Source organism: Paraburkholderia sp. SEWSISQ10-3 4, assembly GCF_030464785.1.
Lineage (GTDB): Bacteria > Pseudomonadota > Gammaproteobacteria > Burkholderiales > Burkholderiaceae > Paraburkholderia > Paraburkholderia aspalathi.
This window is the reverse complement of record NZ_JALPRI010000041.1, coordinates 1-26,572: the sequence shown is the minus strand read 5'-3', so window position 1 is coordinate 26,572 and position 26,572 is coordinate 1. Positions and strand designations below refer to the sequence as shown.

Here is a 26,572-nt window from a genome sequence, read left to right as displayed (position 1 = left end):
GCCGCCCCGCACAGGGGCAACGCTAATAGACCACTAACAATGCAAGGAAAGGCACGAAAGCCAGAACAAGGAAAGGCCAAAGCCCTAAGAACACGGCTAAACAAGCCCCGCCGCAGGCCCCAATCTATATCGAAAAAGCGACCCAAAACTTGCTAAATCGCGGCAGCGCCGACAGCGAGTCACGCACCTTACAAACCCATATCCCCCGCAGAGATCGGCCCTGCCAGCGCCCAGCCACGGCAAACACCCCATTGCTGCACCGCAGCACACGCCGCCCACCTCTTTGAGAAATTAATTTCCGCTTGCGAGACTCCGCGCCATGCCGGATGAGTCGGGCAGGCCTAACCCGCCCCTCCATCCATGACATCCTCAATAAAACCTGGATGGAGACACGCGTGTTCCTTTACGGCTTTGGTCCGGTGTTGCTGGCCGGCACGATCCAGACGATCGAGCTGTCCGTCCTGTCGCTGGCAGCCGCCGTGCTGCTCGGCCTCGCAGGCGCGGCGGCGAAACTCTCCTTCAACCGCCCGCTCAGGGCAATCGCAACCGGCTATACGACTCTGATCCGCTCCGTGCCCGACCTCGTGCTCATGCTGCTGCTGTTCTACAGCATCCAGATCGCGGTCAACAATCTCACCGATGCGCTCAATCTCCCGCAGTTCGATATCGATCCGTTCGTGGCCGGTGTGCTGACCCTCGGCTTCATCTATGGGGCGTACTTCACCGAGACCTTCCGCGGCGCGTTTCTCGCCGTGCCGCGTGGCCAGCTCGAAGCGGGCAGTGCCTACGGCATGAGCGGCGCGCGAGTCTTCACGCGCATCCTGTTTCCGCAGATGATGCGCTTCGCGCTGCCGGGCATCGGCAATAACTGGCAAGTGCTGGTCAAGGCCACGGCGCTGGTGTCGATCATCGGTCTCGCCGATGTCGTCAAAGCCGCCCAGGACGCGGGCAAGAGCACCTTCAACATGTTTTTCTTCATTCTGGTCGCCGCGCTGATCTATCTGGCGATCACCACCGCGTCGAATCTCGTGCTGATCTGGCTGGAAAAGCGCTATTCCATCGGCGTGCGCCACGCGGAGCTCTAAGACCATGATCGACATTCTCAATCAATTCTGGCGCGCGTTCCTGTACTGGGACGGTCAGCGCATGTCCGGTCTGGCGGTCACGCTGTGGCTGCTGGTGGCGTCGATCGGGATCGGCTTCTTCATGGCGATTCCGCTCGCGGTGGCGCGCGTATCGAAGAAACGCTGGCTGTCGACGCCGGTGCGTCTCTACACTTACGTGTTTCGCGGCACGCCGTTGTACGTGCAACTGCTGCTGATCTACACCGGCATGTACAGCCTCGAATTCGTACGCTCGCATCAGTTGCTCGACGCGTTTTTCCGCAGCGGTTTTCACTGTGCGATTCTCGCTTTCGCACTGAACACCTGCGCGTACACCACCGAGATTTTCGCCGGCGCGATCCGTTCGACTTCGCACGGCGAAGTGGAAGCGGCTCGTGCTTACGGGATGAGCTGGTTCACGATGTACCGCCGCATTGTGATACCGTCCGCGCTGCGCCGGGCGCTGCCGTTGTACAGTAACGAAGTGATCCTGATGCTGCACGCCACCACGGTCGCGTTTACGGCTACGGTGCCGGACATCCTGAAGGTGGCGCGCGATGCGAATTCCGCCACGTATCAGTCGTTCGACGCGTTCGGCCTCGCGGCGCTGATTTACCTCGTGGTGTCGTTTGGGCTGGTGGCCTTGTTCCGTCGCGCGGAGCGTCACTGGCTGGGTTACCTGGCGGTGCGCACGCACTGAGCAGGCATGTTTCGATTGAGCGGCGCGGCAGGTTCGCGCCGTCACGCAGATTGATCCGTATTTTCAAAGGGAGAGCATCTTGCTCCACACGACTCAAACCGAAGCTTGCAAGCTCGCCGTCCAGGACATCCACAAGCGCTACGGCGACAACGAAGTGCTCAAAGGCGTGTCGCTGAACGCAAACAAGGGTGACGTCATCAGCATCATCGGCGCGAGCGGATCGGGCAAGAGCACCTTCCTGCGCTGCATCAATTTTCTCGAGCGGCCGAACGCGGGGCAGATCGTCGTCGACGGCGAAATGGTCAAGACCAAAGCCGACCGAGCCGGCAATCTGGAAGTGGCCGATCACAAGCAACTGCAACGCATCCGCACGAAACTGGCGATGGTGTTCCAGCACTTCAACTTGTGGGCGCACATGAACGTGATCGAGAACATCGTCGAAGCACCGATTCATGTGCTCGGCATGTCGCGTCGCGAGGCCGAAGAACGGGCGCGCGAATATCTCGAGAAGGTCGGTCTCGCGCCGCGTCTGGAAAAGCAGTATCCGTCGCATCTGTCGGGCGGTCAGCAGCAGCGGGTCGCCATTGCGCGTGCGCTGGCGATGAACCCCGACGTGATGTTGTTCGACGAACCCACTTCCGCGCTCGATCCCGAACTGGTCGGCGAAGTGCTGAAGGTGATGCAGAAGCTTGCTGAAGAAGGCCGCACGATGATCGTCGTGACGCACGAAATGGGTTTCGCGCGCAACGTGTCGAACCATGTGATGTTCCTGCACCAGGGCCGCACCGAAGAAGAGGGCTTGCCCGCTGAAGTGCTGACCACGCCGCGTAGCGAACGGCTCAAGCAGTTCCTGTCCGGCAGCCTGAAGTAACGCGCGGCTCGCGCATTCCGCGTTTTACTGACAAGTGATGGCTCGCACGTCCAACCCGGCTCGCACCACGCAGGTTGCCATCGTCGCCTTGCCGCCGGTGTCGATGTCGGGCGTGGGGCCGATTGTCGACGCGCTCAATCTCGCCAACGAAATCGACGGCCGGGCGCTGTACCGCGTGCAGGTGTGTTCATGGGACGGCCGCGCGGTGCCTTTGTCGGGCGGCGCGCAATGGCCGGCCGATGCCGCCTTCGGCGATGCGATTTCGTGCGACTGGCTGATCATCGTCAGCGAACGGTTCCAGCAATTCGCGGACTATCGCCTCTTTCTGGCGAGTCTTTCGCGCGTCGGGCAGCGCACGCCGCTCGTCACCGGCATTCATCACGGCGTCTGGTGGCTGGCGATGGCAGGGCAGTTGTCCGGCTATCGCGTGAGCGTCAACTGGGAAACCTATCAGCAGTTCTCCGAGCAGTTCGAGCGCTCGATCGTCACCCAACAGATCTTCGAAATCGACCGTGATCGCGCAACCTGCGCGGGCGGTCAGGCGACCGTCGACTTCATGCTGGCGATGATCGGCCGCGATCACGGGCCCGAATTGGCGGACCGGATTGCCGATACGCTCGGCGTCGGTGTTTTGCGCGCGGGCGAAGAGCGTCAACGCATTCCGTTCGTGACCGCACCAGGCGAGCGTCATCCGCGTCTGAACGATGCGCTCATGCTGATGGAAGCGAATATCGAAGACCCGCTGACGACCGATGAAATCGCCGGTCTCGTCGGTGTCTCGCGACGTCAGCTGGAGCGCCTGTTTCGTCAGTACCTCGGCTCGATGCCGTCCAAATACTATCTGGGGCTGCGGCTTTCGAAAGCGCGCACGCAATTGCAGCGCACCAGCAAATCGGTGGTGCAGATCAGCCTTGCTTGCGGGTTTTCGTCGGCGGCGCACTTTTCGAATGCTTACCGCGAACGCTTTGGTGTCACACCACGCGAGGATCGTCGTAACTGGATCGACAAGCAGACCGGTGCGACCGGCGCCGCGGCCAGCGAGCCGCGCCCGGCCGCGTTGATCGAACGGCCCGACCAGGCGGAATAACCAGGAATAACCAGGAATAAGCGGCCGGAAAGCGCGCAGTCTGCAAGCTGCACGCGACATATCCGCCGGAAGCTCATAGAAAGCGTCGCGTATGCGCAAGACTTAACGCGCGCAGTTTCCTACACTACGTGTACTACCTCTCACCTGTAACGAGGATTCGCCATGAACGACCTGACTGTGACACGCCAGACCTTCGACGAAGTGATGGTGCCGGTGTTTTCGCCCGCCGCCTTCGTGCCGGATCGCGGTCTCGGCTCACGCGTCTGGGATACGCAAGGCCGCGACTATATCGACTTCGCCGGCGGTATCGCCGTCACTGCGCTCGGTCATGCCCATCCTGAACTGCTGAAAGTCTTGCACGACCAGGGCGGCAAGCTGTGGCACATCGGTAACGGCTACACCAATGAACCGGTGCTGCGCCTTGCCAAACGTCTCGAAGAACTGACTTTCGCCGACCGTGCGTTCTTCGCCAACTCGGGCGCGGAAGCGAACGAAGCTGCGCTGAAGCTGGCGCGCCGCGTCGCGTTCGAGCGCCATGGCGCGGATAAGGTCGAAATCATTTCGTTCACGCAGTCGTTCCATGGTCGTACGTTCTTCACGGTGAGCGTCGGTGGCCAGCCGAAGTATTCGGAAGGCTTCGGCCCGGTGCCGGCCGGCATCATCCATCTGCCTTACAACGATATCGAAGCGGCGAAGAAAGCGATCGGCGCGAAGACGTGTGCGGTGATCGTCGAGCCGATCCAGGGCGAGGGCGGCGTAATCCCGGCCGATCCGGCATTCCTGAAGGCACTGCGCGAAGCCTGCGATGAGCACGGCGCACTGCTGATTTTTGACGAGGTACAAACGGGTATGGGCCGCAGCGGCTATTTCTACGCGTATCAGGACACCGGCGTGACGCCGGACATCCTGACCACCGCGAAGGCGCTCGGCAACGGTTTCCCGATCGGCGCGATGCTGACCACCAACGAACTGGCCGCGCACTTCAAGGTCGGCGTGCATGGCACGACCTACGGCGGCAATCCGCTGGGCGCGGCGATCGCGGAGAAGGTGGTCGAGCTGATCAGCGACCCGAAGGTGCTCGAAGGCGTGCGTACGCGCAGCGAAGCATTGAAGGGCCAACTCGCGAAGCTGAACGAACGCTTTGGCCTGTTCAAGGAAGTGCGCGGCAAGGGTCTGTTGATCGGTGCTGAGTTGACCGATGCATTCAAGGGCCGCGCAAAAGATTTCGTCACGGCTGCGGGTCAGCACGGCGTGATCATGCTGATGGCGGGTCCGGACGTGCTGCGTTTCGTGCCGTCGCTGATCATGCCGCTCGACGATATGTATGAAGGCTTCGCGCGTCTGGCGAAGGCGATCGAAGAGATCGTCGGCGCAAAGACTGAAGCCGCGTCGAAGTGAACCACGGCAGCGAGCTAAAGCACTGATCATGCGTCACATTCAACAGGAACGATGATGCTCTTCGTACGCCCCGGCCGCCTCGCCGATCTCGATGCGCTCGAACATATGGCGCGCACCGCGCAACCGGTGCTGCATTCGCTGCCGCACGACCGGGGCGCGCTCGAAGCGCGCGTCGCGTTGTCGGAAGACTCGTTTCGCGCGGATGTGGATTTTCCGGGCGAGGAGTTCTATCTGTTCGTGCTCGAGGATGCACAGAGCGGCAAGCTGATGGGCACGGCGAGCATCGTCGCTGCTGCCGGTTACTCCGACCCGTTCTACGCGTTTCGCAATGATGCGCTGATTCATGCGTCGCGTGAGTTGCACGTGAACCGCAAGATTCACGCGCTGACCATGTCGCATGAGTTGACGGGCAAGAGCCGGCTGGCGGGCTTCTATATCGACCCGTCGCTGCGTGGCGATGCGGCCGCGCATCTGATGTCGCGCGCGCGGATGATGTATATCGCCGCCAATCGCAAGCGCTTCACGCCTGAAGTGTTCTCGCTGCTGCTCGGCGTGACCGACGACTCAGGTGTGTCGCCGTTCTGGGAAGCGGTGGGGCGCAAGTTCTTCGGCCGCAATTTCGCCGACATCGAAATCGAATCGGGCGGACGCAGCCGCACCTTTATCGCCGAAGTGATGCCGACCTATCCGATCTATGTGCCCTTGCTGCCGGAAGCGGCGCAGCGGGTACTCGGCGAGCCGGATTCGAAGGCGCTGCTCGCGTATGACATTCACCTCGAAGAAGGCTTCGAGACGGATCGTTTTATCGATATTTTCGACGCGGGCCCGGTGTTGACCGCACAGGTGGATCGCAGCGCCTGCGTGACGCGCAATGAAACACGTGTGGTGCGCGAAGCCGGCGCGGCAGCCGAAGGCTCGACCTATCTGATCGCGCATAACGGTGCGGACGGTGAGTTCCGCTGCGTGCTCGATACCTTGTCGGGCGAAAAGGCGACCGGCGCGTCGCTGTCGCATGCGGCGCGCGCGGCACTCGGCGTGCAGGAGGGCGACGCGGTACGCTGCGTGCCACTGCATCAGCCGCATCAGGAAGAATTGACGGGAGACGCACGATGATCGTCGTTCGTGTTGTGCAACGAGGCGATGTGGACGCGCTCATGCGGCTCGCGCAGGAGACCGGTCCCGGTCTCACCACCTTCAAGCCGGATCGCGATGCCTTGGCGGCGCGCGTTGAGCGTGCCCGCCGCACGACGGAAGACAAGGCCGAGCCGCACGAGGCCGGTTACTTCTTCGTGATGGAAGACACCGATACCGGCGACGTGGCCGGCGTATGCGGCATCGAAACGTCAGTCGGTCTGCAGCAACCGTTCTACAACTATCGCGTGAGCACGGTGGTGCACGCGAGCCAGGACCTCGGAATCTGGACGCGCATGCGCGCGCTGAACATTTCGCATGACCTGACGGGTTACGCCGAAGTGTGTTCGCTGTTCCTGAGCCCGCGTTATCGCACGAGCGGCGTCGGTGGTTTGCTGTCGCGTTCGCGCTTCATGTTTCTCGCGCAGTTTCGCGAGCGCTTTCCGCAGCGTTTGTGCGCGGAATTGCGCGGCCATTTCGATGCGGAAGGCACCTCGCCGTTTTGGCGTGCGGTCGGCTCGCATTTCTACCAGATCGATTTCAATGCGGCGGATTATCTGAGCTCGCACGGCCGCAAGGCGTTTCTCGCCGAGCTGATGCCGCGTTATCCGGTGTATGTCGAGCTGCTGCCGGAAGAGGCGCAGGAGTGCGTCGGCCTCACGCATAACGATACGATTCCGGCGCGCCGCATGCTCGAATCGGAAGGGCTGCGCTACGAGAATCACGTCGATATCTTCGACGCCGGTCCGGTGCTCGAATGCCATATCGCCGACTTGCGCACGGTGCGCGAAAGCGTGGTGGTGCCGGTCGAGATCGCCGACGTGCCGGCGGGCGCGCCGCAGGATGCACCGCGTTCGATGGTATCGAATACGTCGCTGGGCGATTTTCGCGTGGGCGTGGCCGCGGGCGTGCCGCAAGACGGCGTGTTCCGTATGAGCGCCGCTGAGGCGGCCGCACTCGACGTCAAGGCAGGTGACCCGGTTCGGGTCCTGCCGCTGAAACACAAACAAGGATGATCATGAGCGAGCTTTTCATCGACGGCGAATGGGCCGCCGGCACAGGACCCGCATTCGCGTCACGCAACCCGGGTACGGGCGGGACGGTGTGGGAAGGCAATAGCGCATCGGCGGACGACGTCGATCGTGCTGTACGCAGCGCGCGCCGTGCGTTCGCGGCGTGGTCGGCCTTGAGCCTCGACGAACGTTCCGGCGTGGTGCGCCGCTTCGCCGCGCTCGTGACGGAACGCAAGGAAGCGCTTGCCGAAGCGATTGGCCGCGAGACCGGCAAACCGCTGTGGGAAGCGCGCACTGAAGCCGCTTCGATGGCGGCGAAGGTCGAGATTTCGATTCAGTCGTATAACGAGCGCACCGGTGAAAAGCGTTCGCCGATGGCTGACGGCACCGCCGTGCTTCGGCATCGTCCGCATGGTGTGGTGGCGGTGTTCGGGCCGTATAACTTTCCGGGGCACCTGCCGAACGGGCATATCGTGCCGGCATTGATCGCGGGTAACGCGGTAGTGTTCAAGCCGTCGGAACTCGCGCCGGGCGTGGCGGCACTCACGGTGCAGATCTGGCGCGATGCGGGATTGCCCGCCGGCGTGCTGAACCTTGTGCAAGGCGAAAAAGAGACGGGCATTGCGCTCGCCAACCATCGGCAGATCGACGGCTTGTTCTTCACGGGTAGTTCGGATACCGGAACGTTGCTGCACAAGCAATTCGGTGGCCGTCCGGAGATCGTGCTGGCGCTGGAGATGGGCGGCAACAATCCGCTCGTGATCGGACCGGTGGCGGATGTCGACGCGGCCGTGCATCACACGATTCAATCGGCGTTTCTGTCGGCAGGGCAGCGTTGCACGTGTGCGCGCCGTATCTTCGTACCGAACGACGCGTTCGGTGACCGCTTTGTTGAACGCCTGACGGAAGTGACGTCGCGCATCAGCGTCGGCGAATACAACGCCGATCCGCAGCCGTTCATGGGCGCGGTCATTTCCGCGCGGGCTGCTTCGCGTCTGGTCGCGGCCCAGGAGCGTCTCCTGGCCGACGGCGCGAAAGCACTGCTGAAGATGGAGCAGCGCGATCCGAAACTCGGCTTTGTCACGCCCGCGATTCTCGACGTGACCGCCGTGAAGGACCTGCCGGACGAAGAGCATTTCGGACCGCTCGCACAGATCATCCGCTACGGCACGTTCGACGAAGCGCTCGAAAAAGCCAACGATACCGAGTTCGGCCTCTCCGCCGGCCTGCTTGCCGACGACGAAGCCCTGTGGACGCATTTCCAGCGCACCATTCGCGCGGGGATCGTCAACTGGAACCGGCCGACCAACGGTGCATCGTCGGGCGCGCCGTTCGGTGGTCCAGGACGTTCGGGCAATCACCGGCCGAGCGCGTTCTATGCTGCCGACTACTGCGCGTATCCGATGGCGTCCGTCGAAAGCGCGCAACTGCAAATGCCCGCGAGCGTTTCGCCGGGCCTTCAATTCTAAGGATCGACGATGCAAGCCACTGAAGCCAATTTCGACGGTCTCGTCGGCCCGACCCACAATTACGCCGGGCTCTCGTTCGGCAACGTTGCGTCGCAGAACAACGAGAAGTCGGTCGCCAATCCGAAGGCCGCTGCCAAGCAGGGCCTGCGCAAGATGAAGCAGTTGGCCGATCTCGGCTTTCATCAAGGCGTGTTGCCGCCGCAGGAGCGTCCTTCGATGCGTCTGTTGCGTGAACTCGGTTTTTCGGGCGACGACGCGACGGTGATCGCGCGCGTGGCCAAGGACGCGCCCGAGTTGCTGGCCGCCGCAAGTTCGGCTTCGGCGATGTGGACCGCGAATGCGGCTACGGTGAGTCCGTCGGCCGACACGCATGACGGCCGCGTGCACTTCACGCCGGCCAATCTGTGCAGCAAGCTGCATCGCGCGATTGAGCATGAATCGACGCGCCGCACCTTGCGCGCGATTTTCAGCGACGCGGATCGTTTCGCGGTGCATGAAGCGCTGCCCGGCACGCCGGCACTCGGCGACGAAGGCGCGGCGAACCACACGCGTTTCTGCTCGGAATACGGCACACGTGGCGTCGAATTCTTCGTGTATGGCCGCAGCGAATATCGCCGCGGACCGGAGCCGAAGCGTTTTCCCGCACGTCAGACCTTCGAGGCGAGCCGCGCGGTCGCGCATCGTCACGGTCTGGCAGAAGCGGCCACGGTGTACGCACAGCAAAACCCCGACGTGATCGACGCGGGCGTGTTCCATAACGACGTGATCGCGGTCGGCAACCGCAATACGCTGTTCTGCCATCAACTCGCGTTCGTTGAACAGAAGGCGGTGTACGACGAATTGCGCACGAAGCTCTCCGGGCTGAAGGCCGAGTTCAACGTGATCGAAGTGCCCGACGCGCAAGTGAACGTGTCCGACGCGGTCACGTCGTACCTGTTCAACAGCCAGTTGCTGACGCGCCCGGACGGCAAGCAGGTGCTGGTGGTGCCGCAGGAATGCCGCGAGAACGAGCGCGTGGGTGCCTATCTCGACGATCTGACCTCGCACACCGGTCCGATCGATGACGTGCTCGTGTTCGATCTGCGCGAAAGCATGAAGAACGGCGGCGGCCCGGCATGTTTGCGGCTGCGCGTGGTGCTGAACGACGCGGAGCGCGCGGCAGTGACGCCTGGCGTGTGGATCAACGACAAGCTGTTCGGCCGCCTCGATACGTGGATCGAAAAGCACTATCGCGATCGTCTCGCACCGTCCGACCTGACCGATCCGCAATTGCTCGCCGAGTCGCGCACCGCGCTCGATGAACTGACGCAGATTCTCGGCCTGGGTTCGCTGTATGACTTCCAGCGCTGAGTACGGCATGCCGGTTTCGATGCTCGACGATTTCCTTGCCTATACGTTAGCGGGGACGCGGCCCGGCGCGCAGGAAACGCAGGGTGCGTGCGGCAACAACGACAACGCCGTGCGCTGGTCATGGCTCGACGACGGCGTGCTGCTCATGGAACCCGCAGTGCGGAATGAAGGCATCCGCAGTGTGCTCGTCTCTGCCGGCGTGCATGGCGATGAAACCGCGCCAATTGAACTGCTGTCGTATCTCGTGCGCGATATCGCACGAGGCGATGCCGCGCTGTCGTGTCGCCTGCTGGTGATTCTCGGCAACGTCGACGCCATGCGCGACGCGTGCCGCTATCGTGACGACGATCTGAACCGCCTCTTCAGCGGACGTCACGAGCAGGTGCCGCACAGCCACGAAGCGCCGCGCGCGGCGGCGTTGGAGCGTGCGGCAACGCAGTTCTTTGCCGCGGCGTCGCAGGAGCCGGGCGCCCGTTGGCACGTCGACATGCATACGGCGATCCGCCCCTCGGCTTTCGAGCAATTCGCCTTGTTGCCGCACACCGGCAAGCCGTTTTCGCGCGCCATGTTCGAGTGGCTCGGCGAAGCGCGCATCAGCGCCGTCCTGCTTCATACGACTAAGGGCAACACCTATTCGCACTTCACCGCGCATGCATGTGGCGCCGAAGCGTGCACGCTCGAACTCGGCAAGGTACGCCCCTTCGGGCAGAACGATCTGACGCGTTTCGCCGGTGCGGACGAAGCGGTGCGTCATCTGCTGGCCGGCACAAAGAACGGCAACGCGCCCGCGGCAATGCCGCGCGTGTTCACCGTGATCGACCAGCTCACCAAGCAAAGCGACGCATTCGAATTGCTGGTGGCCGCGGATGTGCCGAATTTCACGCCCTTCGTGAAAGACACCGTGCTCGCACGCGACGGCGATTATCGCTACACCGTGCGTCACGATGAGGAACGTCTCGTGTTTCCGAACGCAACGGTCAAGCCCGGTTTGCGCGCGGGTTTGCTGGTGGTCGAGACGACGCAGGACACGCTGTCCGGTCTCGTTTAGACGTGCCATTGCAGCGCAGAACGTTGCGCGCCTTCGCGCGCAACGTCTCATACCAGACCGCTTACGCGGCCTGCGTCGCGGTCTGACTGACCAATCCTTCCGCCACCATCGCCTCACGTACCTTCGGCCGCGCTGCCACGCGAGCCAGATACGCGTTGAGGTGCGGATACGGGCCTAGATCCACCGACAGCATCCGCGCCCAGCTCAACACCGTGAATGCGTAAGCATCGGCGACAGAGTATTGTCTCGTGAGATAGTCGCGTGACGTGAGTACACCCTCGAGTTCGTTAAAACGTGTAGCGAGTTTCTCGCGGCATTCGAGTTTCGTTGATTCGGCTGTCTCCTGATGCCAGAGCCATGGGCTGAAGGTCTTGTGCAATTCCGTGCTGATATAGGTGAGCCATGCGACCGCTTCGAACCGTTGCGGCGTTCCAGCGGGCGGTAGCAGCGCGCGCTCCGGCGCAAGATCGGCGATGTATTGCAACAGCGCAGCGCCCTCGGTATGGCGCGAGCCGTCGTCGAATTCGACGAGTGGCACATAGCCGCGCGGCGAGATCGCGTAGTAGTCGTCGCCATTGGCGAGCTTGTGCGTTTGCAAATTGACCTTGATGGTGTCGAAGTCGAGTCCGGCTTCGCGCAATGCAATGTGAACGGCCAGCGAGCAGGCGCCCGGTGAGTAATAGAGTTTCATGGTGTCACCGCTATAAACGAGAGTGAAGTCCCGGCAGGTGCCGGTGGCAAGGCTCGTCGGCCGACAAGTCGATGTGGTAAAAGTAGCCCGGATCGCATTCAGAATAAACAGGCGGCTTGCCAAACCATGCGTGCAAAAACGCAATACGAACTGACTTCGGCGGATACCCAGACCATTCTGGCGCTGGTGCGCGCCGGCACGCTGGCCGAGGCTGCGCAGCGCCTGGGGATAGATGCCTCGACGATTTTTCGCTCGGTGCAGCGGATCGAACGCGGGCTCGGGCAGCGTCTGTTCGAGCGTTCGCGCAGCGGTTATCGCGCGACGCCGCTCGGTGCGCAGCTGGCGCGTCACGCCGAGCGGATCGAAAGCGAGCTGGCGGCCGCGCGCTCGACCGTGCAGGCGAGCAGTGACCGCGTCAGCGGCGCGGTTCACGTGACGACCACCGACACCGTGCTCTATGGCCTCCTGCTGCCCGCGTTGCATGATTTCGCGGCGCTGCATCCGGCGTTGTCGTTCGAATTGACCGCCACCAACAGCCTCGCGAGCCTGACCAAGCGCGACGCCGACATCGCCGTGCGCGCTACGCGCCGCGCACCGGATCATCTGGTCGGCAAGCATGTGGGCCCGCTGCGCATCGCCGTGTTTGCCGCGAAGGGGAGCGGTATCCGGGCGAGTGATGCCGATGCGCTGTCACGCTACGATTGGGCGGCGCCGGACAGTTCGCTCGGCGATCATCCTTCGGTTCTGTGGCGCAAGCGCCATTGTCCGACGGTCGAGCCACGCTACAAAACCAATAGCGTGATGGCGGTGTTCGAACTGGTGGTGCGCGGTTTCGGCGTCGGCATCTTTCCCACCTTCCTCGCGCGTGAGCGCGACGATCTCGTGCAACTGACCCCGCCGCTCGACGAAGCGGAATCGCAGGTGTGGGTGCTGGCGCATCCCGAGTCGCGTCATCTGCCGCATGTCGCGGCGGTCTACACGCATCTGTCGCAGCGGCTCGGCAGCGATTTCGCAGCCGGCGACGGCGCGGTCTGACGTGCATCAAAGCGTGTGCCGGCTTGCCTGAGCGCGACACGAAGTTGCACCTTTAAGCGCCCGTTGCGCGGTTCGCCAAACGAGCCGGGCAAAGGGGCGCCCACAGGGCCGCTTACAGGGCCGCCTGCAGGACCGCGATTCGAAGCCTGTACAATCCCGCCCTCGCGGCTGTTGCGCTGCACCACACTGGCCGCACGAGTTTGAATCGCATTTTTGGCGCGGCAATCATGCTCGCCCGGATTCGGCTCCGTCTTATTCAATACCGTAGAGGAACACCCGTAATGAAGATGAATTGGCGAAACATGGCTGCGCTCGCGCTGTTCGCGACGGCAACGGTAGCGGCAGGGTCCGCGTCGGCAGCGGATATCAAGGAAGTGCGCTTCGGCGTCGAGGCGTCGTATGCGCCGTTCGAATCAAAGTCGCCGTCGGGCGAGCTGCAAGGTTTCGATATCGACATCGGCAATGCTGTGTGTGCAAAGCTGAAGGCGAAATGCGTGTGGGTCGAGAATTCGTTCGACGGCCTGATTCCGGCGCTTGAAGCGCGCAAGTTCAACGCGATCAACTCGGACATGACGATCACGGAACAGCGCCGCCAGGCCATCGACTTCACCGATCCGATCTACACGATCCCGAATCAGATGATCGCGAAGAAGGGCAGCGGTCTGCTGCCTACGCCGGCCTCGCTCAAGGGTAAGCACGTCGGCGTGCTGCAAGGCACGATTCAGGAAACGTATGCGAAGGCGCGCTGGGCGCCGGCTGGCGTCGACGTCGTGCCGTATCAGACGCAGGACCAGATCTACGCCGACCTCGCATCGGGCCGTCTTGACGCCGCGTTCCAGGACGCGGAAGCGGCTTCGAAGGGCTTTCTGAAGAAGCCGCAAGGCGCAGGCTTCGACTTCGCGGGCCCGGCAGTCAGCGATGAGAAGCTGCTCGGCGCGGGCGTGGGCTTTGGCCTGCGCAAGGGCGACAAGGCGTTGAAGGACGCGGTGAACCAGGCGCTCAAGGAACTGAAGGCCGACGGCACGATCGACCGCTTCGCCGCGAAGTACTTCGACGTGAAGGTTGTGTTGAAGTAAGGCGTTGGGTGTTTTGCCTGAATGGTTTTGTTTGAAGCAACCGGCCGCTTGATGCGGCCGGTTGTCTTTTGAGGCTGTCAGCGAACGTTCGCTTCAGGCTGCTCGAGATAGTCGAACACCACTTCACCGAGTCCTAGCGTCAGATCGGCAATCAGATGCCGCGCCTCGACGATTTCGAGCACCGGTAATTCCGCGACCGGCGCCAGAGCATGGTGCGCCAGTTCGAGCGAGGCGGGACCCGTCCATGCACCTTTAAGGGTGATGTCTTGCAGGTAGTAGCGCACCAGTTCGCAAATGCGCGGCGTGCCGTCCACGTGCGGAATGACTTTCAGCAGGAAGTTCGGCGTCTCCAGACGCTTCTGCTGCTGCGCGAGATCCAGTTGCCGATGCTTGTAGCCCATCGTGCCGGTGGCGATGCGCACGGGGCCGTAATCGAGTGTGCCGAGGAGTGTGTCGGTATGGACTTCCAGCACCGGCGAGGCGAGCTTCTTCGGAAAGCCCCACAATTCGCGGCCGCCGGCGATCGGCGGATGATCGTCCAGATACATCGCCAGCGTGTAACCGCCTGCCACGCCGTTGTACGACACCGGGATCACTTGACCGCTTTCCGTGTAGTCGCCGAAGCCGGTCGAATCCGGCATGCGAATGAATTCGTAATGGACGAGCGGCTCGCCGATCTGCAGCGGCTCGGGCACCACGGCGCGCAGTTTGTCCGGATCGGTGCGGTAAGTGATGATCAGAAATTCCCGGTCGACGAAACGATACGGACCCATCGGAAACGCGGGGCTCGTGATCGGCATCGCGAAGGCATTTGACAGCACGCTTTTGACGTCCATGATTTTCCTTGGTGGTTAAAGGCTGTGGTGGAACGCTTTTGCACTGCACAAGAGTATCGTCGATTCTTTCCTTCTCTTCAGCCAGACTGGTTGCCAATTATTTCAAGATATTGCGGCGCTGACATGTCCGGGCGCATCGGCCTGCGCTAAAATCGGCAGGCACACCGCACGCGCAAAGGGTCTCGGGGCCTGGATGGGCGCGATTGGTGCAGCAAAAACCAAAATACAGCAGGAAGCGCCCGGGCGGCGCTTAGCGGGGGACCAGAATGACCACCATCGCAATCGAGAATCCCAGCCATACGGGGGCTGCGGACGATGCGCAACTGAATGCCAGCTTCGCGCGCCAGCCGATTCTGAATCGGGACGGCATGCTATGCGGCTATGAGATCAAGGTGCGCGCGCCGGAATTGCCGGTGGGCGCCGACTCTGAAGCGGGCGCAGCATCGCCTGGCGATCCGGCTGCGGATGCGTTGCCGGGCCGCGCGCCCGAGCCGGCGCAACTCGTCGCGCGAGCCGTGATTCGCGGTTTGATGCAGGGCAATGTGCGCGGTGCGCTCACCGGGCATCCCGCTTACGTCGACGTAAGCCGCGAGATGCTGTTCGACGATTCGATCCAGCATCTGCCCACTGACCGCTTCATGTTCGAATTGTCGCCGTCGATCCTGGTGGACGATGCGCTGATTGAGCGCATCGTTCAATTGCACGGCCGGCGCTATCGCTTCGTACTCGACGAAGTGACGCAGCCCGATGAAACGTTTGCGAAGCTGCTGCCCTACGCGGAAGTCGTCAAGATCGATTTCACACGGGCGTCGAAAGCGCTGTTGCCCAAATTGACGAGCGTGCTCAAGTCCGCGGGCAAGCTGCTGATCGCGCTGGGTCTCGATGCACAGAGCGATTTCGAAGAGGCGCATGGTCTCGGTTTCGACCGCTTCCAGGGCTACTTCTTCGCGCGTGCGCAGACTTCGACGACGCGGCGTGTCAGCGCGCCGCGGCATGCATTGCTGAATCTGCTGCAACTGCTGTCGGGCGACCCGACCGTCGCGCAACTCGAAGCCGAACTCAAGCTGAATCCGGTGCTGGTCATGCATCTGATGAAGCTCGCGAATTCGAGCGGCTTGGCTGTCGGCCACAAGGTCACGACGCTGCGCGAAGCGATCAATGCGACCGGCACGAACCGGATTGCGCGCTGGACGCAATTGCTGTTGTACGCGGACGGCCGCAAGGTTGCGCTAGAGGACGATCCCCTGCTGCAACTCGCGGCGACCCGGGCGCGCTTCATGGAGCTGGCGATCGAGCGCTTGCCCGAAGCGGGGCGTGACGAAGCTGACGCGGCGTTTCTGACCGGCGTGTTTTCGTTTGTCGATGCGGTGTTCGGCGGCTCGCTCGAAAGCACGCTGAATGTGCTGACGCTATCGCGGCCGATTCAGGCGGGCATTCTGCATCGGCAGGGCGTGCTGGGATTGTTGCTGACCGCGGTCGAAGAGCTCGAGCACGGGGCGTGGGATGAACTCGATGCCTTGTGCGCGCGCTTGCAGCCGTTGACGGTGGAAGAGATCGCGCTGCTGGGGTTGGCGGCGGGGGCGTGGGCCGGCGTTGCGGATCGGAGTGCGGAGGGGTTGGAGCGGATTGAGGATTGAGGGGGAGGCGTCGGTTGGCGAGTTGCTGGCTGATGTGCGTTGAACTCCGGGTGGGAATGTGGCGACGCGGATTGATGTGGTCTTCCCTGAATGTCGATTGATAGGTGCAGGCAATTCATTGCATTGCATTGCAAAACGGCGAAGCACGGCTTCGCCGTTTTGCGTTTACGGCGTGCCATGCCTTGAACGAGCACCAGGGTGAAGGTTGAGCCAATCACTTTCCTTGAATTCTGACGACGCGGTCAGAAGGGGCCGATAGCGCATTTTGGCTAGGTGGGATAGATTCGCTGCCGATTCTTTCGGTGTGAAAGGATTGGTTGCTGGTCTAACGGCGCCACCGATCATCGTCGATCGTTCTGGCAAAGTTCGCCGGGGCTTTCAGCATTTGCAATTCAGAGACCGACCCGCTGCGATTCTCGTCGGTCGTGCGGACTTTGAATGTCGGGCAGAGAACTGGTGTGATGTGAGCCAAGGTAGACGAGTTTCTCCTAGGTATAGCCCTCGTACCGTCTCGTATTGCAAGGTTTAGAAAATATCCAGCGGCGGATAGGGCTTCTCCAGAACTATCACCAGGCGAAGGAGGCGTAATGGATTTTATTGTTTGGTTCTTCCTCGACGTACTCTGTTGGGGTGTCGGGGCCTTCGGGTTGAAGGTTTTATCTTTTGGAAGACTAAGAGTTTCGAAGTTGGAGCCGGAAAGGGTTGCCGGATTTGGAGCTGTTGCTATAACTGTTACGTTTGCTTCGATGATTTACATGATCAAAAAGGGGCTTTGATCTGCGAATCGCAAGTCGCGTCAAATGTCGGGTAGAGCAGTGCGGATGTCTTGAGCGATAAAATCTGGTAATAAAAATCTTAATCTACTCTATCCTTTCTAAGGAAAATTTAGAGAACGTGCGGTTTTCGATAAATGATGAACGATGTCGGAAATCCCCGTCAGAGAATCGACGATACTGTTTTTGATTTGGGAATTTTCCTCGCTCCATCGAGAAAAATCTCATGGTGCGACTCGGGGTCAGACCGGTACATTCGCTCGGTAGGTTAGTTCCTTTCCAAGCGGAAGGGCAATGGTGGCGACATGACTTTTGTGCCAGATTTTTTGCATTGGCAGGCTGAGTCACGTCCGGATTTTAGTGAGGCGAATAGGAGAGTATGCGGTGGTGAAAAAGATTACATATGCAGGGCTTCTTTTCGCAGTTGTTGCTGCCGGCTGGGCTGTGATATTCGCTCGTAGTCCAGGACAGATATTTCCGGGAGAGATGGCCTGGGTATTCTATCTTGTTGCAATCCCTGTATTTGCACAGTGCGGAATATTCGTGGAGAAGTCGTTTCGGAGTGCTTTTTGGAAAGATGGAATCCCAGTTTCGCCGATTTTGGAGAAAAAATGGAGTGATCAGTACTTTGTCATCCGAGGAATTTGCGGGCAGAACAGAAAGTTTGGGACAGTGACAACCTCATCTGAAAATTATAAGTATGAATCGTTGTACAACTTGTCGTGCAGCGGTATTTCGGCAGTTGTGATGTCAAAAACTATAAAAATTGGAAAGGTGCTGATTGCTGCGGTAGTTGTATTCGTTGTTATAAAAATTATTACGTCGCCAGTTATTCAGAGCGGAGCCTTAACAGTCAAAGGTGAACTGGCAACAAGTTGGCCGTTAGTCTGGTTTGTGGTTGGGAGTCTGCAGTTGGCGCTATTTATGTGCATAACGCTTATTTTATATTGGATGTTTTCGAAAATCACTTGTTTAATTCGGGGTGAAGAATGAGTGTGTTCACGATCGTAACTAATACAGGGATTGTTGTAATTGAAGTCGCGCCCTCCCTAGGGCGGCGTTTACTCGACAATCTTATCCGCAACACCGACGCAGGGGCGAACCTGTACGGCCAGGCTCTGGGAAAGGCGAGTGACGCGACATCATTGTATGACATGGTAAATTCGGTTACTGCTGGCCTAATGGGTGGCGACGTAAGCAACAGTATTAAGTCGGTGGGGGGATTCGCATTCGGAGTCGCGACGGGCGCTGCAACTCAGGCAGCGGTGAATGTTGTACTTGGTGGATTGGCTGGTGGCGCGCTGGTGACAAATCCCGCCGGATGGGCAGTGCTGGCCGGTGCAGGGGCAGGCATATTAGTTGGGTACTACGCGGACCAGTACTATAAAAATAACTATGACGCAGCCATGCAGGAGGCGGGTGAACTTGCTCAGAAGATCAACGATGCTATTTTCGGTGACGGTGACGGTGATGATTCCGCGGAAGATGGCAAGCTAAAGACATACGACCCCACGGGTGCGTACGATCCTTCGAAGAGTAATGGAAGCCCGGGCGGGGGTCTCCCGTTCGATCTTGGCCGCAATATTCACGATTTTTTTAAATGGCTCTCGCAGTCATTGAATCTTGTCAATCCCCTCATCCTGGACATCGACGGCGACGGTATCCACACGACTAACCCAGACAATTCCAACGCCTACTTCGATTTCGATGGCAGCGGCAGCCGTACCCATACCGGCTGGATCAGCACGGGTGACGGTTTCCTCGTCCTCGACCGTAACCACAACGGAACGATTGACTCTGGCGCAGAACTGTTCAGTAATTTCACCCCGCTCGCAAACGGCATGCTTGCCGCGAACGGCTTCGACGCACTCCGCGAGTTCGACCTGAACAGAGACGGTGTCATCGACCGCAACGACGCCATCTGGTCGTCGCTGAGAATCTGGCGCGATGCCAACGGCGACGGCACTTCTCAATCTGGTGAACTGCTCAGCCTCGACGAACTCGGCATTGTCTCGATCAATCTGAGTAAAGACGCCACCATTCGCACGCTTGAAAACGGCAACATGGTGCGAGGTTCCGGCTCGTTCGTGCAAATGGTAGATGGTGTTCCCGTCGAGCGGGACACGCAGGAAATCTGGTTCGGCCAGGACACGCTGCACCAGCGGTTCGACACGGCCATCCCGCTGCGTGACGACGTCATCGCAATGCCATACGTACAAGGCGCCGGTAATGTGCGAGATCTGTGGCAGGCCGCCAGCCTGGATACACCCGAAGGCGCCGCATTACGCACACTGCTCGACCAGATCACGCAGGCAAAATCGGCAGCCACGCAACAGGCGCTGATCGAGCCGTTGCTGAAGGCCTGGGCGACAACGTCGAGTATGACGACGTCGCAATTGCTGAAGGATGCAGGTAAACGGACCATTACCGGCTATGCCAGCGACGCCGACTGGATCGGTCGCCTTACCGTACTGGAAAAAATGTCGGGCAGTAACCGGCCCGCGGCTACGATCGGCAATGCAGGCGGAGGATCTTCGACGTCGCGCAGCAGTTACGTCGGTATCCGGGTCACGATCCCATTCTTCGAGGGTTTCGGATCGACTTACCGGATTCGCGAGGCAAGGGCGCAAGCTGAACTTCAGGAGGCGAACGTCGCCGAAACCGAGCAGCAGGTTGCATTGAATGTCTGGAAAAGCTACGAGGCGGTGCGGGCGGGTGCGCAGTCCATGCTCCAGACGCAAGCCTTGCAGGAAAACGCGGGCCTGGCTTTCGATGCGGCGCAGGCGCGCTACAAAGCCGGCGTGGCAGGCATTATCGAACTGCTGCACGCCCAAGACGCGCTGATCGCCGCTAACCACCAACGCATCGCAACCCAATCCGACTGGTTCGTTGCTCGCCTGAGTCTGGCGGCGAGTCTCGGCAAACTTGACTTAGGGCAAACACAAAACAGGTGAGAGTGAAGCACCGTGATCAACGATCACGCCACGTCTTCACATCATCTCCATTGCCTGCATCTGCCCCAGGCCAAAAAAACGTCCTAACTCCTTGGCTAACTCATTCAACGCGCTCATTTCCTTCTGGGATATTCGGCGCGGCTCCTGCGTATGAGACCAGTCGCCATATAGCAGCGCCACCGTCTGATCGGTGTCGTCGACTACCGGCAGCAGCACGAAGGCGCGGGCATCGTCGAACGAACGGCGGAACCACTCCGGTAGCCGCGCGACCATCTTCGGGTCACGTGCGTTCTCGATGAAAATGCCGACCGAGTTCGCGATCGCGAGATGAAACACGTCGGGTTCGAAGGCGGTGTTGAACGACAGCTTCGGCAGCGCCGCGTCGATCTTCGGACCGAGCCCGAGGCGCGCCTTGAAGGTGCCGTTGCTGTGCTTGACGAACACCACCGTACGCGCAAAGCCGAGCGCCGCCAGCACGGTTTCCGCGGCCAGCGCGAGGGCCGGCGCGAGCGCGCTGCCGTCGGGCAGGCCGCGCAGATCGCCCACCCCTGCCGCGATACGCGCTTCCGGATTGAGTGCCTCACGCGCGATCGCGTCCGCATTGGCGCGCAGTTCCACAATCTCGCGCATCACGCCGTCGCCACCTTCTTCGCGGGCGAGCGCGATGCTCATTCCATGCAGCACGTCCGGATCGGTATTCAGTGCGTGGCTGTATTCCTGCGCCAGTTCGGCGATGCGCTCTTCGCGCTCCCAGTCCGGCATGTTCTGCTGGGTGAGCACGTCGGCGACCGCCGTCGAATAGTTGGTGATGGCGCGCAGCCACTGCACCTGGCGCGGTTGCTCGACGTCCAGCGGATCGAACTCGCCCATGCCGGAGCGGATCATGTCCGGCAGGCGCCAGCGGACCGCGGCTTCGGCGCCGATTTCGTCGAACGTGACGCCGAGCACCAGCACGCAGGCATCGGCTTCGAGAGCGCCGTCGTCGATATGGCGGCGGATTTGATCCCACTCGGCGTCGAGGTAGAACACCACCAGCAGCTTGCCGATCTGCCGCATCAGCGTGCAGACCACGGCTTCCTCGCCGGCGCGCAGATCGCCGCGCTCAGTGAGCTTGCGGGCGACGCAGCCTGACAGCAGCGTGCGGTTCAATTCGAGTTTCGCATCGATACGGCGCGGCGCGCTGTGATGAAAGTGATCGACGATTTTCAGGCCGACCACCAGATGGCCGACTGCGTCCATGCCGAGCACCATCAGTGCGCGCGACACGGTGGTGATGTTGCCGCCAAACGCCATATACATGGCCGAGTTGGCCAGCCGCAGCACTTTTTGCGTCAACGCGAAATCCGACAACACGACCTGCACGAGGCCGGTGAAGTCGAGGTCGTCGTTGTTCATCGCCGCCATGGTGGTGCGCAACGACTGCGACAGCATGGGGAAATCGCCGCGCTCGCTCATTCGCGTCCAGAGCCGGTCGAGCACCGCCGCCTTTACCATGTGAGTCCCGCCAAAGCCATACATGTTCCAATGAGTGCCACACCGGCACGAGGCCGGCATCTTCCGCAGCGCACGAAGTTTGCCCGCGTCATTATGCGGTGTGCAAATGAAGCGTGCGCGCTTCGAAACGTTGTGCAAGTTCGTCGGAGGGCAACGCCTTGCAGACGAGCCATCCCTGAATGTGGTCGCATCCCATCTCGGTGAGCAGGCTGCGTTGCGCTTCCGTCTCGACGCCCTCGGCAACCAGCTCGAGATCGAGCGTTTGTGCAAGCCCGACGACCGCGCTAACGATTGCCTGATCGTTCCGGGAGGTTAGCAGATTCTCGACAAAACTCCGGTCGATCTTGAGCTTGGCCAGAGGGAATCGTTGCAGGTAAGCCAGACTCGAATAGCCGGTGCCGAAATCGTCGACGGCAAAGCGGATGCCCATCGCCGTCAATTCTTCCAGCAAACCCTTGGCATGCGCCGGGTCGTGCATCAACAGGCTTTCGGTGATCTCGAACACGAGGCGGCGCGGATCGATGCCCGTCAATTCGATCGCTTCGCGCACGCTGTCCTTGAAACGTGGATCGCGGAACTGCTGCGGCGACACGTTGACGGCGACGTATTGCAACGAGATGCCCCGCGCGTCCCACTGGATCAGCTGCATGCAGGCAACCTTCAACACCCAGTTGCCGAGGAAGTTGATCAGGCCGATCGATTCCGCGAGCGGAATGAACATCGAAGGAGGCACGAGGCCGTGCACGGGATGCGACCAGCGGATCAACGCTTCGACGCCGACCACGCCGTGCGTGCGACTGCTCGTGATCGGCTGGAAGTGCAGCGAGAACTCGCCATTGCGCACGCCGTCGTAGAGATCGGCCTCCAGCTTCAGGCGCTCGGCGTCGGCGGGGTTGTCGTCCGGTACGTAGAAGGCGAGGGTGTTGCCGCCGGCCGCCTTCGCCTGCAGCAAGGCGTGATCGGCCCAGCGCAGCAGGTGAGTGTCGTGGGCGGCGTCGTCGTTCGCGTGGCGCACATCGGGGTAGAGCGCAATGCCGATGCTCGCTGACAAGTGCACCTGTTGGCCGTTGAAAACGTACGGTTGCTGGATCGCGGTCAGCAGGCGGCGCGCCAGCGCTTCGGCCGCGGCGGCGGCGTCGGTGCGGCTCGCGGCAGGCTTCACGAGGATCGCGAACTCGTCGCTGGCGACACGCGCCACCGTCTCGTTCGGGCTCGTCATGTTCAATAGACGCCGCGCCGTGTCGCGCAACATCTCGTCGCCGGCATCGTAGCCGAGCGCGCGGTTCACGCGCTGATAGTCGTCGAGGTCGAGCAGCAGTAGTGCGGCCGGTGTGCCGTGGGCGTCGGCCTGCTGCTGCGCGTCGAGTAGCGCGGGGATCAGCGCCGGCTGATTGGCCAGGTTGGTCAGGCGGTCCAGATGCAGCGCCTGGGTCAGGCGTTCCTCGGTGGCGCGCCAGGCGGATACGTCGAAGCCGGCGATCGCATAGCCTTCGACGCCGTCATGCAGGCTGCGTACCACGCGCAGTTCGACGGTGATCGGGTAGGTCAGTGACTTGATAAGTCCGAGCGTGGCCTTTTCGACGTTGCCCGTGGCGGTGGCGCGCGTCAGCAGCGCATCGAGGCGCGGCACGTCGGCGGGCGCCACGAGATCGTGCAGCGTGATGGTCTCGAGATACTCGCGGTGATAACCGATGAAGCGCAGGCTCGCGTCTGAAACATAAAGGAAGCGCAGGCTCTCATCGATGTGCGCCAGCAGGTCGACGGCGCCGACCACCTGTTCCAGTTGCGCAGCGCGGCTGACGCCGGCTTGCGGTTTGCCGGGGGCATGCCGGCCGAACGCACGAAACCGGTCGATGACCGTGCGCAAGGAGCCCCGGCGGGGCGCGGTGATCCTGTTCGCTTCCATGTTTGTCGCTGGCAACCTGTGTTCGTCTGCAGGCGGGGCGGCATACTGCCCGCCGTATTCGGGCGGTTGAGAGGTATCAGGCCGCCCCATCAGAACAAGATAACGACCCCCGGCGGAAAATCTTTAGCGCCTGCTGCAAAAAACAAATGGTAAGGAAGTGACGGCGTGGCCCGGCGGCGGTGCGAGGATGATTCAGTTAAAGTGGACTGGCTTCGTTTCCGTTAATACGTCAAACCTGCTGTGCAGCGCCGGCGATGACGACGCTGCGTAGCTTTCCGAACACTTGCACCGATGATCCATGTCTGAACGTCACTTTGTCAGGGCCACCCCCCGGCACATCGAGGTGATCGAACAAGGTGCCGACGACGCCGACCCGGCATCCTCGGCACAGTTCGTTTATCTGGGACGCCAGCCGATTCTCGATCGCGACGGCGCGCTCAATGCTTACGAATTATTGTTTCGATCCGGCGCGCATAACTATGCCGAGGTCAGCGACGACGCCCAGGCGACGGCGCAGGTCGTGGCTCGCGCGATCGGCGGAATCGGCGTGGCGGCCGTGCTGGGCCAGCACCGCGGCTTCGTCAATATCGACCGTGCGCTGCTTTTTAACGACATCGTCCATCTGATGCCGCCCGAGCGCTTCGTGCTCGAGATTCTCGAAACCGTCAAGTTCGATGCGCACCTGGCCCGCCGGCTGACCGAATTGCGCCGCGCCGGCTTTCAGGTGGCGCTCGACGACGTCAGCGAACTGTCGGACGAGCTGCTCGCCGCGCTGCCGCACGCCGACATCGTCAAGATCGACTTCCTGCTGACCGAGCGGTCCGCACTGGCCAAACTGGCGTCGACCGTCCGCAGCCATGGCAAAACACTGATCGCCGAGAAGGTCGAGACGCGCGAAGACTTTTTGCTGGCTCGCGACCTTGGCTTCGACCTGTTCCAGGGCTACTTCTTCGCGCGGCCGCAGGTGCTGGCCGCGCCGCGCAATCGCTCGCCGCGCCCCGGTTTGCTGCGTTTGCTGGCGCTGTTGTCGCGCGATGCCGGGATTGTGGAGCTCGAAGCGGAGCTCAAGCAGAACCCGAGCGTGGTGGTGCAGCTGCTGCGTCTCGTCAATTCGAGCGCATTCGGGCTGGGGCGCAATATTGCCTCGCTGCGTGAGGCCATCATCGCCACCGGCACGCGGCAGATTGCGCGCTGGGCGCAACTGCTGTTGTATGCGGACAGCGGCGATCTGCCGTGGCGCGCCGATCCGCTGGTGCAGCTGGCCGGCACGCGCTCGCGCTTCATGGAATTGGCCGCGGGCTGTCTGCGCCCGTCCGATGACGATTTCGCCGACGCCGCCTTCATGACCGGCATTTTCTCTCTGGTCCACGTGGTGCTTGGCAGCACGCCGGCGGCTGTGCTCGAGAAGCTCGGCCTTGCCCCGCAGATTCGCGAAGCGATCGTCACGCGTGGCGGCGCGCTCGGCACCTTGTTGCGGATTGCCGAAGCGGCCGGCGAGGGCGCCGATGCCGCGCTGATCGCAGCCGGACCCGACGCGCCGCCCGGCTTCGCGGCGCTGACGCCCGAGGTGCTGGCGGAGCTGAACCTGTCCGCAGCGGCATGGTTCGGCGCGCATATCGAAGAAGCCGCCTGATGCATCCTGCGAGCAGTTTCCGACGTACCTTGTCAGTACGTGTTTCAATAGCGTATTGAGGTTGCCGAGGTTCGGCTGAACGCGGTGACTTTGGCTTATTGCACTGACTGCGTGCATTAACGTTCCGAGGAGACTGCAGATGAAGAGAAAACTCATTCCGATGACGCTGGCGGCTGTCTTGTCGGTGGGATTCGCGATGCATTCGCTGACGGCTTCAGCCACGCTCAAACCGGGCGATGTCGCGCCGCCGTTTACCGCGGATGCTTCGCTGGGCGGCAAGACCTACACGTATTCTCTGGCCGACGAATTGAAGAAGGGGCCGGTGGTGCTGTATTTCTATCCGGCGGCCTTCACGAAGGGCTGCACGATCGAAGCCCACGAGTTTGCCGAAGCGGTTGACGAGTACAAGAAATATGGCGCGACGGTGATTGGCGTATCGCACGACAACATCGACACCTTGACGAAGTTTTCGGTGAGCGAATGCCGCAGCAAATTCCCGGTGGCGGCTGATGCCGATTCGAAGGTGATCGGCGCCTATGATGCCGGCATGCCGATGCATAGTTCGATGGCCAATCGTGTGTCGTACGTGATTGCGCCGGACGGCAAGATTATTTACGAGTACACGAGCCTGTCGCCGGAGAAGCACGTCGAGAACACGCTGAAGGCGGTGAAGGATTGGGCGGCTGCGCATAAGCAGCCATAACGGGCGGGTTTTGCGCGGCGGCGCGTTTTTCGCAATGGTTTTTTGCCATGAGGATCGGGCGTTGCTCGTGCTAGCCTGCGTTTTTGCCGGGTGAGTTTGCGATGCCGATTCTTGTAGCACTCATTGCGCTGATCGCGCTGGTATATGGCGCTGTGCGGGCGTTTTATGCCTTGCAGGCGGCTTTTGGGTTGGGTGTTGCTGTTGGGGTTGCTGTTTTTGTTGGGTTGCTTTTGATTGCTGCGGTTGGTTATTGGTGGCGGCGGCGGAAGGAGGTCGCTCCTAATGTTCGTGATGGTGATTGGACTCACGAACTTAATGGCACCTGGGGGTCGGTGCGGCTTGCTGCTGGTAAACGGTTTTGTGAGGTTTGCCTTGGCGGCGAGCTGGGGGCCTATATTTTTGCTGATCTGGTTGGGGCTGAGGTGCAACGCCATGATGCTCTATGGCAGGTCGCTTTGATGGTCAAAGACCCTAAGCATCAGGTTTGGGTTTTGCCCATGCTGGGCGAGCGGCAGGCTAAGCAGTGGAGGAGGATTTTTTTGCTTGCTGTTGGGCAGAGGCTTTAAGGGTCTTTTTTGCCTTTTGCGGCGGCATTTGGCCATGTTCCTGGGGCTTTGGCCTTTCCTTGAATTGTTAGTGGTCTATTAGTGTTGCCCCTGTGCGG

Annotated in this window: 23 protein-coding genes; 19 read left to right on the top strand and 4 right to left on the bottom strand. The window is 61.2% G+C overall.

Features of this window, described 5'->3' with window-relative positions:
- The first annotated feature begins 395 nt into the window (after positions 1–395).
- The 10 genes from M0D68_RS36280 (at position 396) to astE (ending at position 11,170) form a co-directional block, all read left to right on the top strand.
- Positions 396–1,085, top strand: a complete 690-nt coding sequence (locus M0D68_RS36280) for an ABC transporter permease (protein ID WP_012432581.1) — start codon at positions 396–398, stop codon at positions 1,083–1,085.
- Positions 1,086–1,089: 4 nt separating this feature from the next.
- Positions 1,090–1,803: an ABC transporter permease gene (locus tag M0D68_RS36275; protein WP_054043065.1), complete on the top strand. Its 714-nt coding sequence runs from the start codon at positions 1,090–1,092 to the stop codon at positions 1,801–1,803.
- Positions 1,804–1,882: 79 nt separating this feature from the next.
- Positions 1,883–2,674 (top strand): ABC transporter ATP-binding protein, encoded by a 792-nt coding sequence (locus M0D68_RS36270; RefSeq protein WP_054043063.1) that lies wholly within the window; start codon positions 1,883–1,885, stop codon positions 2,672–2,674.
- A 37-nt stretch (positions 2,675–2,711) separates the two neighbouring features.
- Positions 2,712–3,761, top strand: coding sequence for a GlxA family transcriptional regulator (locus M0D68_RS36265; protein WP_093632258.1), 1,050 nt, complete (start codon positions 2,712–2,714; stop codon positions 3,759–3,761).
- Positions 3,762–3,923: 162 nt separating this feature from the next.
- Positions 3,924–5,159 (top strand): aspartate aminotransferase family protein, encoded by a 1,236-nt coding sequence (locus M0D68_RS36260; RefSeq protein ID WP_266226885.1) that lies wholly within the window; start codon positions 3,924–3,926, stop codon positions 5,157–5,159.
- A 54-nt stretch (positions 5,160–5,213) separates the two neighbouring features.
- Entirely contained in the window at positions 5,214–6,272 is a 1,059-nt protein-coding gene (aruF, locus tag M0D68_RS36255; RefSeq protein WP_175053543.1) for an arginine/ornithine succinyltransferase subunit alpha, read from the top strand.
- Positions 6,269–7,306 carry an arginine N-succinyltransferase gene (gene astA / locus M0D68_RS36250; protein ID WP_093632265.1) on the top strand — a complete coding sequence of 346 codons (1,038 nt, stop codon included), beginning with the start codon at positions 6,269–6,271 and terminating at the stop codon, positions 7,304–7,306. The genes aruF and astA overlap by 4 nt, the downstream gene beginning before the upstream one ends.
- A gap of 2 nt (positions 7,307–7,308) precedes the next feature.
- Positions 7,309–8,772 (top strand): succinylglutamate-semialdehyde dehydrogenase, encoded by a 1,464-nt coding sequence (astD, locus tag M0D68_RS36245; RefSeq protein WP_266226882.1) that lies wholly within the window; start codon positions 7,309–7,311, stop codon positions 8,770–8,772.
- A 9-nt stretch (positions 8,773–8,781) separates the two neighbouring features.
- Positions 8,782–10,122, top strand: a complete 1,341-nt coding sequence (astB, locus tag M0D68_RS36240; RefSeq protein WP_266226880.1) for an N-succinylarginine dihydrolase — start codon at positions 8,782–8,784, stop codon at positions 10,120–10,122.
- A complete protein-coding gene (astE, locus tag M0D68_RS36235) occupies positions 10,106–11,170 on the top strand; it encodes a succinylglutamate desuccinylase (protein ID WP_266226879.1) in 1,065 nt (354 codons plus the stop codon). The genes astB and astE overlap by 17 nt, the downstream gene beginning before the upstream one ends.
- Before the next feature lie 61 nt (positions 11,171–11,231).
- Here astE and gstA read toward each other — a convergent pair whose 3' ends face one another.
- Positions 11,232–11,861: a glutathione transferase GstA gene (gene gstA / locus M0D68_RS36230; protein WP_266211664.1), complete on the bottom strand. Its 630-nt coding sequence runs from the start codon at positions 11,859–11,861 to the stop codon at positions 11,232–11,234.
- Between the two features lie 126 nt (positions 11,862–11,987).
- On the opposite strand from gstA, the gene M0D68_RS36225 reads away from it, so the two are divergent.
- Both M0D68_RS36225 and M0D68_RS36220 read left to right on the top strand, forming a co-directional pair.
- Positions 11,988–12,896 carry a LysR family transcriptional regulator gene (locus M0D68_RS36225; RefSeq protein ID WP_266226877.1) on the top strand — a complete coding sequence of 303 codons (909 nt, stop codon included), beginning with the start codon at positions 11,988–11,990 and terminating at the stop codon, positions 12,894–12,896.
- 281 nt (positions 12,897–13,177) lie between these two features.
- Positions 13,178–13,972, top strand: coding sequence for an ABC transporter substrate-binding protein (locus M0D68_RS36220; protein WP_211701793.1), 795 nt, complete (start codon positions 13,178–13,180; stop codon positions 13,970–13,972).
- 77 nt (positions 13,973–14,049) lie between these two features.
- Here M0D68_RS36220 and M0D68_RS36215 read toward each other — a convergent pair whose 3' ends face one another.
- Positions 14,050–14,808 (bottom strand): acetoacetate decarboxylase, encoded by a 759-nt coding sequence (locus tag M0D68_RS36215; protein ID WP_200621525.1) that lies wholly within the window; start codon positions 14,806–14,808, stop codon positions 14,050–14,052.
- 266 nt (positions 14,809–15,074) lie between these two features.
- On the opposite strand from M0D68_RS36215, the gene M0D68_RS36210 reads away from it, so the two are divergent.
- The 4 genes from M0D68_RS36210 to M0D68_RS36195 all read left to right on the top strand — a co-directional run bounded on the left by M0D68_RS36210 (position 15,075) and on the right by M0D68_RS36195 (position 20,172).
- The gene (locus M0D68_RS36210) at positions 15,075–16,445 is read left to right on the top strand and encodes an EAL and HDOD domain-containing protein (RefSeq protein WP_266226875.1); all 1,371 of its coding nucleotides are present in this window, start codon (positions 15,075–15,077) and stop codon (positions 16,443–16,445) included.
- A 587-nt stretch (positions 16,446–17,032) separates the two neighbouring features.
- Positions 17,033–17,221: a hypothetical protein gene (locus M0D68_RS36205; protein ID WP_200654400.1), complete on the top strand. Its 189-nt coding sequence runs from the start codon at positions 17,033–17,035 to the stop codon at positions 17,219–17,221.
- Between the two features lie 384 nt (positions 17,222–17,605).
- Positions 17,606–18,211 (top strand): hypothetical protein, encoded by a 606-nt coding sequence (locus M0D68_RS36200; protein WP_200654399.1) that lies wholly within the window; start codon positions 17,606–17,608, stop codon positions 18,209–18,211.
- On the top strand, positions 18,208–20,172 hold the full coding sequence (locus tag M0D68_RS36195; RefSeq protein ID WP_266226872.1) for a TolC family protein: 1,965 nt from the start codon (positions 18,208–18,210) through the stop codon (positions 20,170–20,172). Before M0D68_RS36200 ends, M0D68_RS36195 begins: the two co-directional genes overlap by 4 nt.
- A 36-nt stretch (positions 20,173–20,208) precedes the next feature.
- Here M0D68_RS36195 and M0D68_RS36190 read toward each other — a convergent pair whose 3' ends face one another.
- Positions 20,209–21,666, bottom strand: coding sequence for an HDOD domain-containing protein (locus M0D68_RS36190; protein ID WP_200621523.1), 1,458 nt, complete (start codon positions 21,664–21,666; stop codon positions 20,209–20,211).
- Between the two features lie 91 nt (positions 21,667–21,757).
- Positions 21,758–23,572, bottom strand: coding sequence for a bifunctional diguanylate cyclase/phosphodiesterase (locus M0D68_RS36185; RefSeq protein WP_054043040.1), 1,815 nt, complete (start codon positions 23,570–23,572; stop codon positions 21,758–21,760).
- A gap of 298 nt (positions 23,573–23,870) precedes the next feature.
- Between M0D68_RS36185 and M0D68_RS36180 the strand changes: the two genes are divergently transcribed.
- The 3 genes from M0D68_RS36180 (at position 23,871) to M0D68_RS36170 (ending at position 26,474) form a co-directional block, all read left to right on the top strand.
- On the top strand, positions 23,871–25,205 hold the full coding sequence (locus tag M0D68_RS36180) for an EAL and HDOD domain-containing protein (RefSeq protein WP_200621521.1): 1,335 nt from the start codon (positions 23,871–23,873) through the stop codon (positions 25,203–25,205).
- A 139-nt stretch (positions 25,206–25,344) separates the two neighbouring features.
- Positions 25,345–25,908, top strand: coding sequence for a peroxiredoxin (locus M0D68_RS36175; protein ID WP_175053312.1), 564 nt, complete (start codon positions 25,345–25,347; stop codon positions 25,906–25,908).
- A gap of 101 nt (positions 25,909–26,009) precedes the next feature.
- Positions 26,010–26,474, top strand: a complete 465-nt coding sequence (locus tag M0D68_RS36170) for a hypothetical protein (protein WP_266226871.1) — start codon at positions 26,010–26,012, stop codon at positions 26,472–26,474.
- The last annotated feature ends 98 nt before the right edge of the window (positions 26,475–26,572 follow it).

Coding starts and splice junctions, on each gene's coding strand:
- M0D68_RS36275 (WP_054043065.1), top strand. CDS start 1,090: ATGATCGACATTCTCAATCAATTCTGGCGCGCGTTCCTGTACTGGGAC.
- M0D68_RS36265 (WP_093632258.1), top strand. CDS start 2,712: ATGGCTCGCACGTCCAACCCGGCTCGCACCACGCAGGTTGCCATCGTC.
- M0D68_RS36260 (WP_266226885.1), top strand. CDS start 3,924: ATGAACGACCTGACTGTGACACGCCAGACCTTCGACGAAGTGATGGTG.
- aruF (WP_175053543.1), top strand. CDS start 5,214: ATGCTCTTCGTACGCCCCGGCCGCCTCGCCGATCTCGATGCGCTCGAA.
- astA (WP_093632265.1), top strand. CDS start 6,269: ATGATCGTCGTTCGTGTTGTGCAACGAGGCGATGTGGACGCGCTCATG.
- astD (WP_266226882.1), top strand. CDS start 7,309: ATGAGCGAGCTTTTCATCGACGGCGAATGGGCCGCCGGCACAGGACCC.
- astB (WP_266226880.1), top strand. CDS start 8,782: ATGCAAGCCACTGAAGCCAATTTCGACGGTCTCGTCGGCCCGACCCAC.
- astE (WP_266226879.1), top strand. CDS start 10,106: ATGACTTCCAGCGCTGAGTACGGCATGCCGGTTTCGATGCTCGACGAT.
- gstA (WP_266211664.1), bottom strand. CDS start 11,861: ATGAAACTCTATTACTCACCGGGCGCCTGCTCGCTGGCCGTTCACATT.
- M0D68_RS36225 (WP_266226877.1), top strand. CDS start 11,988: ATGCGTGCAAAAACGCAATACGAACTGACTTCGGCGGATACCCAGACC.
- M0D68_RS36220 (WP_211701793.1), top strand. CDS start 13,178: ATGAAGATGAATTGGCGAAACATGGCTGCGCTCGCGCTGTTCGCGACG.
- M0D68_RS36215 (WP_200621525.1), bottom strand. CDS start 14,808: ATGGACGTCAAAAGCGTGCTGTCAAATGCCTTCGCGATGCCGATCACG.
- M0D68_RS36210 (WP_266226875.1), top strand. CDS start 15,075: ATGACCACCATCGCAATCGAGAATCCCAGCCATACGGGGGCTGCGGAC.
- M0D68_RS36205 (WP_200654400.1), top strand. CDS start 17,033: ATGGATTTTATTGTTTGGTTCTTCCTCGACGTACTCTGTTGGGGTGTC.
- M0D68_RS36195 (WP_266226872.1), top strand. CDS start 18,208: ATGAGTGTGTTCACGATCGTAACTAATACAGGGATTGTTGTAATTGAA.
- M0D68_RS36190 (WP_200621523.1), bottom strand. CDS start 21,666: ATGGTAAAGGCGGCGGTGCTCGACCGGCTCTGGACGCGAATGAGCGAG.
- M0D68_RS36185 (WP_054043040.1), bottom strand. CDS start 23,572: ATGGAAGCGAACAGGATCACCGCGCCCCGCCGGGGCTCCTTGCGCACG.
- M0D68_RS36180 (WP_200621521.1), top strand. CDS start 23,871: ATGTCTGAACGTCACTTTGTCAGGGCCACCCCCCGGCACATCGAGGTG.
- M0D68_RS36175 (WP_175053312.1), top strand. CDS start 25,345: ATGAAGAGAAAACTCATTCCGATGACGCTGGCGGCTGTCTTGTCGGTG.
- M0D68_RS36170 (WP_266226871.1), top strand. CDS start 26,010: ATGCCGATTCTTGTAGCACTCATTGCGCTGATCGCGCTGGTATATGGC.